Here is a 13,644-nt window from a genome sequence, read left to right as displayed (position 1 = left end):
GTCACTGCTCCGATCCGCGGGGCAGGCGCACTGTCACCTCGGAGACGACGTGCCCACCCTTGCTGTTCATGCCACGCACCGCGACGCGCACGGTGTCCTCCTCGACGCCGACGACCTCACCGGTCAGCCGCATCACGTCACCCGGGAAGTTCGGCACCCCGAGGCGGGTGCTCAGGCGCACCATGCGCGCAGCAGGGCCGGCCCAGTCGGTGACGTAGCGGCCGACGAGGCCATTGGTGTGGTTGATGCTCATGTACGTGTCGGGGGTGCCGCGACGCTGGGCCTGGGCCGGGTCGTGGTGCACGTCCTCGTAGTCGCGGGTCGCGAGCGCGCCGGCGACGATGACGGTCCGGGTCAGCGGGATCTCCAGCGCCGGCAGCGTGTCGCCGGGGCTCACCTGCTCGATGGTGATCTGCGTGCCGCTCACAGCTGCTCCCCCTCGCCCACGAGGTCCGCGAGCTGCTGCAGGTGCCAGGCTCCCGAGCCGGCGGTGTTGGCCAGCTGCGTGGTCCAGAGCATGTAGCGGTGGATCGGATAGGTGACGTCGGCGCCCATGCCGCCGTGCACGTGCTGCACGGTGCGCGCGACGCGGTCGCCCGCCTCGGCGGCCCAGTACTTCGCGACGTGCACCGCCGCCCGGGACGGCCGCCCGGTCGTCTCGCGCCACAGCGCGTCGAGGTAGGTGACCTCCATCGCCTCGGTGTCGATGTGGCAGTCGGCGAGCTGGTGGGCGACGGCCTGGAAGGTCGCGATCGGCACACCGAACTGCTCACGGCCCGAGGTGTAGTCGGCGGCCTGGCGTACGGCGGCCTGGCTGATGCCGCTCTGCAGAGCCGCCACGGCGGTCCAGACCTGGCGCAGCAGCCAGTCGAGCCGGTCCTCCTCGGGGCCCTCGGCGAGCGGCCCAGCGACGGCGCCGTCGAAGTGCACGTCGGAGGCGAGTCCGCGGTCGGTGCGCTCGAAGGTGTCCCGGCGTACCCCGGGCCCGGCGGTCGGCACGAGGTACAGCCCGACCGCGCCCGCCTCGTCGGTGGCCGGGACGACGATCGCGTCGGCGAGGTGCGCCGAACGGACGCCGACCGCGGTGCCGCTCAGGGTGATCCCGTCACCGCCGGGCTCGGCGCCGGACCGCGCACGGACGCGGGCGCCGTACGGCCGGGCGTCGGTCAGGTCGTCGACGGCCACGGTGAGGACCGCGTCACCGGCGGCCACGCGGGGCAGCCACTCGGCCTGCTGCTTGGCGTTGCCGTAGCGCAGCAGCGGCAGGACGCCGCCGACGAGGGTCTCCCACAGCGGGACGGTGCCCAGCGTGCGGCCCTGTTCGACGAAGACCCCGGCGACCTCCCACAGGCCCAGCCCAGCGCCGCCGTGCTCCTCGGGCACGGGCAGCCCGAGGATGCCGGACTCGGCCAGGTCGCGGTACAGGACGCGGTCGAAGCGGTCCGGCCCGGCCTCGATGTCGAAGAGCCGCTGCGGGTCGCCGTTGCGCGAGAACACGTCGCGCGCCAGGTCGTTGACCGTGACCTGTTCCTCGGCGAGCTGGAAGTCCATCAGTTCCCTTCCTCTTCTGTGGGCTCCGATGCGGAGGTCGCGGCCCGGAAACGCGGCAGCGTGAGGTTCTCGTCGTAGTCGAGCCAGTCGACCTGCACGGGCATGCCGATCTCGACCTCGTCGGCGTCCCCGGCGAAGTCGGCGACCAGACGGGTGCCCTCCTCGAGGTCGACGAGCACGACGGTGAGCGGGTAGTCGTACCCGGGGGCCTTCGGGTGGTGGCTGACGACGTAGCTGTGCACAGTGCCCCGGCCGCTCGCCTCGACCTCGTGCCACGCGTACGAGTGGCACGAGGGGCAGATCGGGCCGGGCGGGTGGCGCAGCGTGCCGCAGTCGGTGCAGGCCTGGATGACGAGGCGACGCTGTGCGGCGGCGGCGAACCAGAACGCGTTGTCGCGCAGGATGAACGGCTTGTGCCGCAGCGCCGGGTCGGCGGCGGCCGGCGCCGCGGGCTTGGCGCCGGCCGGGTCGAAGCGCAGGATGCGGAAGCGCTGGCGGGCCACGACCTCGTCGTTCTGGTCGGTGTAGGTGCGCAGCGTCGTGATGAAGTGGCCGGTGCCCAGCCCGGTGGTCTTGCGCGGGGAGATGTCCTCGATGACAGTGGTCATCTTGATCTCGTCGCCCAGGCGCAGCTCGCGCACGTACTCGTGCTCGTCGTTCGTCGCGACGACCCCGACGAAGCCGGCGTCGGCCAGCAGCGCGAGCAGCCGGGCCATCGGGGTGTCCGGCGCGGCGCCCGCGGCGGCGGCCGTGTGGGCCTTGTAGCCGACCATGAGCCAGGTGGACAGCATCGGCGGCGGGGCCACGACGCCCTCGCGGCCGGTGTCCCGGGCGGCCTGGTCGTCGACGTAGACGGGGTTCTCGTCGCCCATCGCCTCGACGAAGTGACGGATCATCGCCTGGTTGACGGCGTCCTGGGCGTAGCGGGTGGGCGTGGCCTCGAGGCCGACGAACTCGCGCAGGCGGGCGAGGAAGGCGTCCTGGTCGGTGGCTTCGGGGGCGGGGGCCTGCGTCGTGGTGCTCATGCCGAACGTCCCTTCCTCGGCATGCCGAGACCGGCGACCGCGATCATGTCGCGCAGCACCTCGTTGGTGCCGCCGCCGAAGGTGTTGATGTACGAGCCGCGGGTGTACGCCTCCAGTTGCCCGCCGAGGACGGCGTCCGGCGCGCCGGCGCGCCGGGTCGCGCGGGGCCCGACGACGGAGACGAGGTTGCGGCAGACCCGGTCGTGGGTCTCCGTGCCGTAGACCTTGGCGACGGACGCGGCGGCGGGTGCCGGGTTCTGCCCCTCCCCCACGACGGCGATCTTCCAGTTGAGCAGGCGCATCGCGGTCAGCTCGGCGTAGTCGCGGGCCAGCTCCGTGCGCACCCACGGCTTGTCCAGGACGCGGTTGCCGTCGGCGTCGGGCTGGGCGGCCCACGCGGCGACGTCGGTCCACAGCTGCTCGGTGCGCCCGCCCATCGCGGCCAGGCCCACCCGCTCGTGACCGAGCTGGCCGGTGATGAGGCGCCAGCCGCCGTTGACCTCGCCGACGAGGGCCTCGGGGCCGACGCGTACGTCCTCGTAGTAGGAGGCGTTGGTGTGGGTGATGCCGCTGGTGGCGATCGGCGTGCAGCTGAAGCCCGGGTCCGACGTCGGCACGATGAGGATGGTGATGCCCTTGTGCTTCGGGGCGGCCGGGTCGGTGCGCACGGCCATCCAGACGAAGTCGGCCTGGCTGGCGCCGCTGGTGAACACCTTCTGACCGTTGATCACCCAGCCACCGTCGGGCGTCGCTTCGGCCCTGGCGCTCAGCGAGGCGAGGTCGGTGCCGGAGCCCGGCTCGCTGTAGCCGATGGCGAAGATGACGTCGCCGGTCAGCATGCCCGGCAGGTAGGTGCGCTTCTGCTCATCGGTGCCGTAGCGCATCAGCATCGGGCCGATGTTGTTGATGGTGACGAAGGGGAACGGCGCCTGGGCGCGGTTGATCTCGTCGAAGAGGATGTACTGGTCGATCGCCGGGCGGCCCTGGCCGCCGTACTCCGTGGGCCAGCCGAGTCCGAGCAGGCCGTCCTTGCCGATCTGGCGGATGATCTCGCGGTAGGCCGGGCGGTCCTCGTTGGTGCCGCCGAGCGCCTCGCGGACCTCGGGCGTGAGCAGTCGCGCGAAGTAGGCTCGCAGCTCCCTGCTCAGCTCTCGCTGCTCGGGGGTGTACTCCAGGTACATGGATGTTCCTCATTCTCGGGGCGTGGGCGCCAGTCGGTGTGCCGGGCGGGCCGGCAGGTCAGGGGGCCGGCAGGAGCGCGGCACGTCCGTTGTCGGCGAACTGCTTCTCGAGGTCCCGGATGTCCGCCTCGGTCAGCGGGCGGTACGCTGCGGACGCGCCGTCGCGGACGTAGACCGGGTCGGTCGTGACCCAGGCGGTACGGCGCAGGATCTGCTTGGCGACCTTGCCGTTGCCCGTGCTGGGGATCTGGTCGACGATCCGCACGAAGCGGGGCCGCCACTTGGTGCCGAGGTCGGCCTGCTCGTCGAGGAAGGCGGTGAACGCCTCCGGGTCGAAGGTGGCGCCGCTGCGCAGCTGGATCACGCACATGACCTGGTCGCCCGTACGCGGGTCGGGCACGGCGAAGACGGGGGCGACCGCCACCCGGTCCCAGCGCTCGATGATCCGCTCGGCGGGCCCGGCCGCGAAGTTCTCGCTGTCGACGCGGATCCAGTCCGAGGAGCGGCCGGCGAAGTAGAAGTAGCCGTCGGCGTCGCGGTAGGCCAGGTCCCCGGACCAGAAGTCCTCGCCGCGGACCCGCTCGGCGGCGGCCTCGGGGTTCTTGTAGTAACCCTCGAACTTCGCCGCCATGCCGACGCCGACGAGCTGGCCGATGGCCTCGTCGGCGTTGAGGAGCCGCCCGGTCCCGTCGAGCCTGGCCGGCGGGCACTCCAGCCTGGTCTCCTCGTTCATGACCTTGATCTCGGCGCCGGCGACGGCCACACCGAGCGCCTCGGCGGGCGTCTCGGGGGTGCGGTTGATCCGCATGACGCCCTCGCTGGAGCCGTAGCCCTCGGAGATGACGACGCCGAAACGCTCGGCGAAGCGGGCGATGTCGGCGGCCGAGGCCTCGGTGCCGACGGCGCGCCGCAGCGTGCTCGTCGCGTCGCGGGGGTCGACCGGCTGGGCCAGGATGTAGGCGAGTGCCCGGCCGACGTAGTTGAAGTAGGTGACGCCGTACTCGTGCACGTCGCGTACGAAGCCGGACGCGGAGAACCTGCGGACCATGCAGATGGTCGCGCCGCAGACCATGGCGGGGCCGAGGTTGAGCATGACGGCGTTGCCGTGGAACAGCGGCATCGACATGTAGCTGACCGAGTCGCGGGTCAGCTCGGTGCGGGTCAGCAGCGCCTCGGAGACCGCGGCGAGGCGCCCGTGGGAGCAGATGACCGCCTTGGGCGCCCCGGTCGAGCCCGAGGAGAACATGAGCAGCAGGTTGGCGCGCGGGTCGACCTCGTCGGTGGGTACCGGCGCGCCGGCGTGCCGGCCCAGCCAGGCGGCGTACTCCGGGGAGTCGATGTTGCGCATCTGCCCGGCGGGGATGCCCAGGTCGAGCCCGTCGACGAGGCCGGCGAGGCGGTCCTCGGTGAGGAGCAGGTCGGTGTCGGTGTGCCGCACGTCGTGGGCCAGCTCGGCGCCACGCCGGGTCGGGTTGATCCCGACCACTGTGGCGCCGGCCAGCGCGGCCGCACAGATCCAGTACACGTAGTCGGGGGTGTTCTCCATGAGCAGCCCGATGTGCAGTGGTCTGCCGTCGGGCCGGGGCACATCGTCCAGTGCGGCGGCCCGGTCGGCGGCTTCCTGCACGATCCGGCCCCAGGTGATGGTGCGGCCTTCGAAGAGCAGGCCGGGGTGGTCGTCGCCCGTGCGTGCCCGCACGATGTCGGCGAAGACGGCGGGTCCCGAGTTCCGGGCCACCGGGGCCTGAGTCGTCATTGACGTTCGCTCCGTCTCGTCCGTCGTCGAATGCGAATCACCAAACAAGCAAGCGCTTGGTCGAAGCGTAGAGTGAGGCTTGCCGCAGGTCAAGGCCTTGACAACGCTTCCCATGGGCTACTCGCGGCGAGCGCCGAGCGCACCCGGTCGGTGTCCTCACCACGCCGACGCGGGGCCCGTGGGACCCCCGCGGGCGTACGCGAGAAGCGCGGCGTCGGGGCCGGCTGAGCGACCCCCTCGACCTCGACCACGGCGCCTCGGGCACGCATCTGCGGATGCTCGGCCGACTCGGCGATGTCCAGCACCGGGTGCACGCACGCGTCGACGCTCTCGAAGACGCCGGTCCACTCCTGCCGGGTGCGTCCGGCGAAGACCGACGCGATCCGCTCGGCCCAGCCGGCCCACCCCGACTCGTCGAACTGCCCCGGCCCGTCCTCCGGATCGAGGCCGAGCGTTCGCAGGAACGTGCGGTAGAACTTCGCCTCGATGGCCGCCACGGACATGAACTTGTCGTCGGCGGTGCGGTACACCCGGTAGAAGTGCGCCCCGCCGTCGAGGTAGTTCGTGCCACGGGTGAGGTTCCAGGCGCCCCGCGCGAGCATCGAGTGGATGACGACGGTGAGCAGCGCGCTGCCCTCGAGCATCGAGGCGTCCACGACCTGCCCACGCCCGGAGGAGACACGCTCCTGCAGGGCGGCCAGCACGCCGAACGCCAGCACCATGCCGCCGCCGGCGAAGTCGGCCAGATACATCGGCGGCACGACGGGGCCGGTGTCGGGCAGGCCGATCGTGTCGAGCACCCCGGAGACGGCGATGTAGTTGAGGTCGTGCCCGGCGGCCGCGGCGAGGGGGCCGTCCTGGCCCCAGCCGGTCATCCGCGCGACGATGAGACGCGGGTACCGCTCGGTGAGTTCGGCCGGGGCCAGGCCCAGACGTTCGAGCACCCCGGGCCGGAACGGGTCGAGCAGCACGTCCGCGTCGGCGAGCAGCCGGTGCACGAGCGCCCGGTCGGCCTCGGACTTCAGGTCGAGCGTGACCGTCGTACGGCCCCGGTCGATCGCGTTGACCTGCGCGCGCTCCCGCCGGTCGGGCTCGCCGGGCGGGTCGACCCGTACCACCTGGGCGCCCATGTCGGCGAGCATCATCGTCGCGAACGGCACCGGCCCCTGCCCACCGAGTTCGAGGAGGCGCAGGCCGGCCAGCGGCCCTTCGAACCGCTGGCCGGGGACGCTGTTCATGCCTGCTCCCGGGTGCCGGCGGGGACGGGTCGGCCGGTCACGGCACGGGGGTCCGTGCTCCACGTCTGCGCCGTCACGCCCTCCTCGCGCAGGACCCGCTTGAGGACCCGCCCGACGGCGTTCTTGGGCAGTTCGGCGCGGACCTCGATGTGGGAGGGGACGGCGTACCGCGGGATTCGCGGGTGCAGCCACTCGAAGAGCTCCGCGGGGTCGATCTCCGCACCGGGCGCGGGCACGACGGTCACCTTGAGGTCGTCCTCGGCCAGCGGGGAGGGGACGGCGTGGACGGCGACCTCGCCGACGGCCGGGTGGGTCGCGACGACGCCCTCGATCTCGAAGCTGGAGATGTTCTCGCCGCCGCGGCGCAGGTAGTCCTTGCCCCGGTCGACGAAGTAGAGGTAGCCGTCCTCGTCGAGGCGGCCGTAGTCACCGCAGTGGAACCACAGGCCCCGGAAGGCCTCCAGCGTCTTCTCCGGCTGACGCCAGTAGCCGTTGAACATGATCGCCGGACGGTTGGGACGGGCCACGATCTCGCCGACCTCGCCGACGGGCAGCGGGTTGTCGTACTCGTCGACGATGCGTACCTCGAAGGAGTCGTTGATCTTGCCCGCGCTCCCGGCGCGGTAACCCCCGGGTGGGGTGAGGGTGATCAGGCAGGCCTCGGTCTGGCCGTAGGCGCCCGAGCCGACCCGTTCGACGCCGAAGCGCTCCCTCCAGCGGGCGGCGAGCTCGGGGGTGACCGGCGAGCCGGACACGACGCGCAGCCTGCCGAAAGCCTCGCGGGTGGCCTCGGAGTCGGGGGCGCCGGCGATCATCGGCAGCATCGAGCCCATGAGCGCGGCCATCGTCGCGCGGCTGCGCAGGATCTCGTCCCAGAAGCCCCGGACCGTGAAGCGCGACGCGAGGTCGATGGCCGAGCCGAGCTGGAGCGAACCCATGACGTGCCCGACGGCGGCCATGTGGAACAGCGGCATCGCCGTCCACAGGACGTCGTCGGAGCGGCGTTCGAGGTTCTCGTGCATCTGGCGGGCCATGTTCGCCACGTAGCCGTGGCTGACCATGCACGCCTTGGACGGCCCGGTCGTGCCGGCCGTGTAGATGAGGTGGCTGGTGGCGTACGCGTCGAGGTCCGGGGTGGTCGTCACCGCCGAGCCCTCCGCCACGGCGGCGTCGAAGTCGACGACCTCGGTGGCCCAGGCGGGCGCCGGGCCCGAGGCGGGCCGGCTGTCCCTGGGGGCGCCGACGAGGACCGGCACCCGCAGCCCCGTGCCGGCGAGCGCGTCGTCCAGGACGGACGCGAACTCATCCTCGACGATCATCATGACCGGGTCGGCGTCGAGCACCTGGTGGGCCAGTACGGGGCCGCGGTTGCTCGTGTTGAGCGGCACGACGAAACCGCCGCGCAGCGTCATCGCCCACCAGGAGAGCAGGGCCAGGCGGCCGTTGCGGGCGAGGACGACGACCCGGTCGCCGGGAGCGACGCGGTCGGCGAGGAACCCGGCGAGGCGACGCGACGCGGCGTCGAGCTCGGCCACTGTGAACGGGGCGCCGGCGAGGGTGAGGGTGAGGTCCGGCTGCTCGTCGAGCAGGCGGGACAGGGCGGGCAGCAGCGGAGGGGCTGCGGTGGGACGGTTCACTGGCTCTGGCTACCTTTCTTCGGGTCGGCCGCTCGCGGTGGCGGACGGCGGGGACCTGACGCTCAGCCCTTCGTCATCGCGACGGTCCGCAGGTCGAACAGGCCGAGGTTGGTCCACGGCAGCTGCTCGGCCCCGACGACCTTCGGGGAGGCGATGGTGGCGCTGGTGAGGTTGCAGATCGGGATGAACCACGCCTCGCTGAACAGCCGCTCCCACAGCTGGTGGTACTGCTTGGCACGCTCCTCGACGCTGGAGCGGGGGTCGGCGGCCTTGGCCGCGATCGGGCCGATGACCTCCGGGTCGGTGGCGAGCTTGTAGTTGCCGAGGAGGTAGTTGTCCACAGTGCCCGCCGGGTCGAGACGCGGGTTGAAGGTGTTGGAGACCTCCAGCTCGAAGTCGCCGGCGATGAAGCGGGCCTCGGTCTCGGAGTTCGGCGTCGGGTTGAGCTTCGCGTCGATGCCGGCCTGGGACATGGCGGCCTGGATGGCGGTGGCGGGCTGCTCGGTGTTGGTGCCGGCGGAGAAGCTGATCGACACCTTGGCCCGGCCGACCTCGGAGATCAGCGCCTTGGCCTTGGCCAGGTCGAACTCGTACGGGTACGTCGCCGCCGGGTCCTCCCACGGGCTGTTCGGGTAGATGCTGCGGGTGGGCGTGCAGGTGTCGGCGAAGAGCGCTTGGATGGCGGCCGGGTCGATCGAGCGCGCGATGGCCTCACGGACCCGCTTGTCCTTGAGGTCGCCCATGTTGGCGCGCAGCAGGATGCCGAGGACGTTGCGGAACGGGCGGGTGGTCACCTTGAGCTGGCCGTCCTCGCCGAGCTGGCGGGCCTGGGTGATCTCGTTGGCCGAGGAGACGAAGCTGAGGTCGGTCTGACCGCTGATGACGCCGTTGAGCCGGGTGGCGCCCTCGGGGACCCGGGTGATCTCCATACCGGCGAGGCGCCCGGCGTTGGGGTCCCAGTAGGTGCCCTCGGCGCGCTTGAGGACGTACTTCTCGTTCGGGATGAACTCGGTGACGACGTACGGGCCCGAGCCGGCCTTGCCAGGGGCGCGCTTGAGGTCGACGCCGTCGGCGATCGCCTTGGGCGAGACCATCATCCCGGCGGCGGTGGCCAGGGCCGAGGGGAGCACGGCGCCGGTGCCCGGCTTGAGGTTGAGGCGCACGGTGTGCGCGTCGACGACGGTGACGCCGGTGATGCTGGCGAGGTCCTGCTTGATGGTGCTCGTGGGCAGCGTCTGGCCGCGCTCGATGTTGACCTTGACGGCGTTGGCGTCGAACGGCGTCCCGTCGTGGAACTTGACGTCGTCGCGCAGGGCGAGTTCGAGGTGGGAGCCGTCCTGGGCGTAGGTCCACTTCTTGGCCAGGCCGGGGACGACCTGGTCGGTGGAGTCGACCATGGTGAGCCGGTCGTAGATCAGCGTGAGGTAGGGGTAGCCGCCGGGGGCCGGCTGCGCCGGGTCGAGGTTCTGGAACGGCGACGAGGCTGTCACCCGCAGGACGGCGTTGGGGTCGATCTCACCCGTGGTGGCACCGGGGTCGCTGGTTCCGGTGGCGGAGCAGGCTCCGACGACGAGGGTGGCGGCGAGCAGGCTCGCGGCGACGGCGAAGCGTCGGCGGCGCGGGAGGCGAGACACAATGATCCTTTCCTGACCTTCGGCCCGAGAGCGGGAGCGGCTCCGCGGGTCACCCGGCGGGTTCCCGGGGGGCGGCGGCCGGGCCGTTCGGCGGCGGCCGTGCGGGCGCGATGGTCATGGAGGTGATGGATGGCGGCGCTGGTGTGGAGCCCCTGTCCGGAACTGATCGGCATCCGCGCCCGAGGCTGGCGGTGTTGCGGCCGTTCGCGATCCAAACAAGCGCTCGATTGGGAACCGTAGGGGCAGCCTGCGGGCGCGTCAATAGGGCGAACGGCAGCATGATCGACAAGGAGTGGCGCACGGCGGGCGGCCGTTGCCAGCGCGCGATCAGGTCGCTAAGGTGCGCATCAAGCAAGCGCTTGGTTGCTTGGAGTCGGCCGAAGGAGTCCGCACGGTGGAAGCCCCCCTCGCCACGGCACAGCCCCGCGACACCGGCATCGACGCGGTCGCCTCGGCCACCCGCCGGCTCATCGACGCGATCACCCGCGCGGGCGGCGCCGTCGACGCCGATGCCGACGCGATCGTGGCCGACCTCGACGCGCTCACCGCCCGGATCGACGCCCACGCCCCGGACCTCCCCGAGCGGATCGCGACGATGTGGCGCCAGCCCGGCCCGGGCCGCTTCGATCCCGCCGGCGGCACCGAGAACCCGCTGTCGCCGCCGGTGTCCCTCTGGGTCGAGCCGGACGGTTCCTTACGCGGGGAGGTCACCCTGAGGCTTGCCTTCCAAGGGCCACCCGGGCATGTGCACGGCGGCACCTCGGCCATGCTGATGGACCACGCCCTCGGCATCGCCAACGCCCGCGCCGGATACGCCGCGGTGACCGTCGGGCTCGACATCTCGTTCCGCGCGGCCATCCCGATCGGCTCGACGATCACGATCCTGGCCCGGCACGACGGACGCGACGGACGCAAGGTGCGCAGCTCCGGCGAACTGCGCGTCGGGAACCTGACGTGCGTCACGGCCACCGGCACCTTCGTCCTCATGGACGACCCGTCCACGCGGGAGAAGTTCCGCCGAGCGTCGAGGGAGCAGCCATGAGCACCGATCCCCACCCGACCAGCGCCGCACCCGGCCCGCTCGCCGGCCGCGGCGCGCTCGTCATCGGCGGGGGCGGCGGCTTCGGCCGCGCCATCGCCGCCGCGCTGGCCGCCGACGGCGCCGCCGTGACGATCATGGGACGGACCGAGGCGACGCTGCGGGCGGCGGCCGGGACGATCGCCGCAGCCGCCCCCGGAGCACCACCGGTACGGATCAGCGCCGGCGACTCCACCCACGAGCAGGACGTGGCAGTAGCGGTACGCGTCGCCGACGAGACCCCGCTGGCCGCAGTCGTCACCACGGTCGGCGGCGGCACCTTCCGGCCCCTGCTCGCTCTCGACGCCGAGACCCTCGAACACGACTTCCGGCGCAACGTCACCACGGCGCTGCACGCCATCCGGCACGGCGGACAGGCCCTGGCCGCCCGCGGCGGGGGCGCGATCGTGTGCACCTCGTCGAGCGCGGGCGGGCACTCCTTTCCGTTCATGCCGTCGTACTCGGTGAGCAAGGCCGCGCTCGAGGCGCTCGTCCGGGTCGCCGCCGACGAGCTCGGCCACCTCGCGGTACGGGTCAACGTGGTACGCCCCGGCATCGTCGCCACCGACGGCGAGAACCCGGGCCTGCTGCTGGCCGACCCCGAACTGGCCGCCGCGACGGTCGCCGAGAAGCCCCTGTCGCGGATCGGGCGCGCCGAGGACGTCGCCGCCGCGGTCCGCTTCCTGTGCGGTCCCGGCTCCTCCTGGATCACCGGCGCCTGCCTGCCCGTCGAGGGCGGGGCCCACCTGCGGCGCGCGCCCCGGCTGGAGAAGCTCGCCCGGATCGTCAACGGCGACGAGGTCGTCGACGCCACCCTGGCGGGCCGCATCCCGTGACGGCACCACAGGTAGCCGCCACCCGGATGGAGCTGACCACGACGCTGCCGCCGACGACGGCGCTGCGCGAGGTGCCCGCGGTCGTGGCGCGCATCGAACGGCTCGGCTTCGACACCGTGCACATCCCCGAGACGACGCACGACTCCCTGGCGGTCGCGCTGCTCGCGGCCGAGCACACCAGCCGGATCACCGTACGCACCAGCATGACGCTGGCCTTCCCCCGCAGTCCGATGGTGACCGCGTACGCCGCGTGGGACCTCGCGCGGTTCTCCGAGGGCCGCTTTCAGCTCGGCCTGGCCACCCAGGTTCGCGGCAACATCGTCGGCCGCTTCTCGGTGCCGTGGGAGCGGCCGGTCGAGAACCTGCGCGACTACCTCGCCTCGATCCGGGCGATCTTCGCCGCGTTCAGCACCGGCGGCCCCCTGGAGCACGAGGGCAGCCACTACCGCTTCACTCGGCTCCAGCCGTACTTCAATCCCGGCCCGCTGCCGACCGCGGCCCCGGCGCTCTACACCGGCGGGGTCAACCGGCGTGTCTGCGAGGTGGCCGGCGAACTGGCCGACGGCTTCGTCACCCACGCGACGAACTCGCACCCGAGTCACCTGCGCACGGTCGTGCTCCCCGCGCTGCGCGCCGGGGCCGAGCGGGCCGGACGCGCCGGGATCCCGCGGGTCGTCGTCGTGTCCAAGTCGATCACCGGTCCGACGCCGGCCGCGCTCGCCGCGAGCCGCGACTCCGCCCGCCAGGAGCTGGCGTTCCTCTTCTCCACTCCCGCCTACCGCACGACCCTGGACCGGCTCGGCCTGGGCCGGGTCGGCGAACGGCTCGCCGCGATGGCCGCCTCCGGGCGCTGGACGGGACTCGCCGGCACCCTCGACGACGAGACCCTGGCCACGCTCATCCCGCACGGCACCTACGCCGAGCTGCCGGACGTGCTCGGGCAGGCCTACGGCGGGATCGCCGACGGGCTCGGGCTCGGGCTGCCGCTCGACCCGGCCGACGACGAGGACTTCGGCGCGTTGCTCGAACGCCTCCGGCTCATCCCGACCAGTGCCGCGGCCGGCGCCCCGCCCGCGACCGCCGGCCCCACCAGCGCGACGCACGGCGTCGCCGGATCGGAGACCCTGTCATGACCGCACGCATCGGGCTGCTCACCCCGGTCGTCGTCCAGCATCCGCGCACCGCGGCCGCCTGGGAACGGGACGTCCTGTCCGGCCCCGACGTCGGCGGCGCGCTGCTGGCCGTCGCCCGCGCCGCCGACGACCTGGGCTACCACCACCTGACCTGCAGCGAGCACGTCGCCGTGCCCGCCCCGATCGCCGTCGAGCGGGGCGCGACGTACTTCGACCCGGTGGCCACGCTGTCGTTCCTCGCCTCGGCGACGCGCCGCGTCCGGCTCGCGACGAACGTCGTCGTCATCGGCTACCACCATCCGCTCGCCCTCGCCAAGACCTACGGCACCCTCGACCTGCTCAGCGGCGGGCGCGTCGTCCTCGGGATCGGGGTCGGCAGCCTCGAAGAGGAGTTCGACCTGCTCGGCGCCGAGTTCGCCGGGCGCGGCGCGATCGCGGACGAGGCGATCACCGCCCTGCGCGCGGCGTGGGGCAGGGCCGTGCCGCACCACGAGGGGCCCCACTTCACGTTCACCGATTTCGTCGTCGAACCGCACGCGCCGCGCACCACGGTGCCGATGTGGATCGGCGGGCGC

12 protein-coding genes are annotated in these 13,644 nt (G+C 72.6%); 4 read left to right on the top strand and 8 right to left on the bottom strand.

The window, feature by feature from the left end; all coding sequences use genetic code 11:
• Position 1 precedes the first annotated feature (1 nt).
• From OC439_RS14180 to OC439_RS14145, 8 genes are all read right to left on the bottom strand, one after another.
• Positions 2–427: a MaoC/PaaZ C-terminal domain-containing protein gene (locus OC439_RS14180; protein ID WP_262013812.1), complete on the bottom strand. Its 426-nt coding sequence runs from the start codon at positions 425–427 to the stop codon at positions 2–4.
• Complete coding sequence (locus OC439_RS14175; RefSeq protein ID WP_262013811.1) at positions 424–1,551, bottom strand: acyl-CoA dehydrogenase family protein; 1,128 nt, start codon at positions 1,549–1,551, stop codon at positions 424–426. Before OC439_RS14175 ends, OC439_RS14180 begins: the two co-directional genes overlap by 4 nt.
• Positions 1,551–2,576, bottom strand: coding sequence for a bifunctional MaoC family dehydratase N-terminal/OB-fold nucleic acid binding domain-containing protein (locus OC439_RS14170; RefSeq protein WP_262013810.1), 1,026 nt, complete (start codon positions 2,574–2,576; stop codon positions 1,551–1,553). The genes OC439_RS14175 and OC439_RS14170 overlap by 1 nt, the downstream gene beginning before the upstream one ends.
• Positions 2,573–3,757 (bottom strand): acyl-CoA dehydrogenase family protein, encoded by a 1,185-nt coding sequence (locus OC439_RS14165; protein ID WP_262013809.1) that lies wholly within the window; start codon positions 3,755–3,757, stop codon positions 2,573–2,575. Before OC439_RS14165 ends, OC439_RS14170 begins: the two co-directional genes overlap by 4 nt.
• 58 nt (positions 3,758–3,815) lie before the next feature.
• Positions 3,816–5,513 carry an AMP-binding protein gene (locus OC439_RS14160; protein ID WP_262013808.1) on the bottom strand — a complete coding sequence of 566 codons (1,698 nt, stop codon included), beginning with the start codon at positions 5,511–5,513 and terminating at the stop codon, positions 3,816–3,818.
• 89 nt (positions 5,514–5,602) lie between these two features.
• Positions 5,603–6,751 (bottom strand): CaiB/BaiF CoA transferase family protein, encoded by a 1,149-nt coding sequence (locus tag OC439_RS14155; protein WP_262013807.1) that lies wholly within the window; start codon positions 6,749–6,751, stop codon positions 5,603–5,605.
• Complete coding sequence (locus tag OC439_RS14150; protein WP_262013806.1) at positions 6,748–8,388, bottom strand: AMP-binding protein; 1,641 nt, start codon at positions 8,386–8,388, stop codon at positions 6,748–6,750. The genes OC439_RS14155 and OC439_RS14150 overlap by 4 nt, the downstream gene beginning before the upstream one ends.
• A gap of 62 nt (positions 8,389–8,450) precedes the next feature.
• Entirely contained in the window at positions 8,451–10,022 is a 1,572-nt protein-coding gene (locus OC439_RS14145; protein WP_262013805.1) for an ABC transporter substrate-binding protein, read from the bottom strand.
• Positions 10,023–10,416: 394 nt separating this feature from the next.
• Between OC439_RS14145 and OC439_RS14140 the strand changes: the two genes are divergently transcribed.
• The 4 genes from OC439_RS14140 to OC439_RS14125 form a co-directional block, all read left to right on the top strand.
• A complete protein-coding gene (locus OC439_RS14140; RefSeq protein ID WP_262013804.1) occupies positions 10,417–11,064 on the top strand; it encodes a PaaI family thioesterase in 648 nt (215 codons plus the stop codon).
• On the top strand, positions 11,061–11,936 hold the full coding sequence (locus tag OC439_RS14135) for an SDR family NAD(P)-dependent oxidoreductase (RefSeq protein WP_262013803.1): 876 nt from the start codon (positions 11,061–11,063) through the stop codon (positions 11,934–11,936). Before OC439_RS14140 ends, OC439_RS14135 begins: the two co-directional genes overlap by 4 nt.
• On the top strand, positions 11,933–13,069 hold the full coding sequence (locus tag OC439_RS14130) for a TIGR03617 family F420-dependent LLM class oxidoreductase (RefSeq protein ID WP_262013802.1): 1,137 nt from the start codon (positions 11,933–11,935) through the stop codon (positions 13,067–13,069). Before OC439_RS14135 ends, OC439_RS14130 begins: the two co-directional genes overlap by 4 nt.
• A partial coding sequence (locus OC439_RS14125; RefSeq protein WP_262013801.1) for a TIGR03619 family F420-dependent LLM class oxidoreductase occupies positions 13,066–13,644 on the top strand: 579 nt, incomplete at its 3' end. The genes OC439_RS14130 and OC439_RS14125, both read left to right, overlap by 4 nt.

Origin of the sequence: Micromonospora sp. Mcm103 (assembly GCF_024519755.1) — a bacterium.
In the GTDB taxonomy this organism is placed as follows: Bacteria; Actinomycetota; Actinomycetes; order Mycobacteriales; family Micromonosporaceae; genus Micromonospora; species Micromonospora aurantiaca.
Note: the sequence above shows the minus strand (reverse complement) of the source record. Positions and strands in the feature narration are given on the sequence as shown.

Coding starts and splice junctions, on each gene's coding strand:
- OC439_RS14170 (WP_262013810.1), bottom strand. CDS start 2,576: ATGAGCACCACGACGCAGGCCCCCGCCCCCGAAGCCACCGACCAGGAC.
- OC439_RS14160 (WP_262013808.1), bottom strand. CDS start 5,513: ATGACGACTCAGGCCCCGGTGGCCCGGAACTCGGGACCCGCCGTCTTC.
- OC439_RS14175 (WP_262013811.1), bottom strand. CDS start 1,551: ATGGACTTCCAGCTCGCCGAGGAACAGGTCACGGTCAACGACCTGGCG.
- OC439_RS14155 (WP_262013807.1), bottom strand. CDS start 6,751: ATGAACAGCGTCCCCGGCCAGCGGTTCGAAGGGCCGCTGGCCGGCCTG.
- OC439_RS14165 (WP_262013809.1), bottom strand. CDS start 3,757: ATGTACCTGGAGTACACCCCCGAGCAGCGAGAGCTGAGCAGGGAGCTG.
- OC439_RS14135 (WP_262013803.1), top strand. CDS start 11,061: ATGAGCACCGATCCCCACCCGACCAGCGCCGCACCCGGCCCGCTCGCC.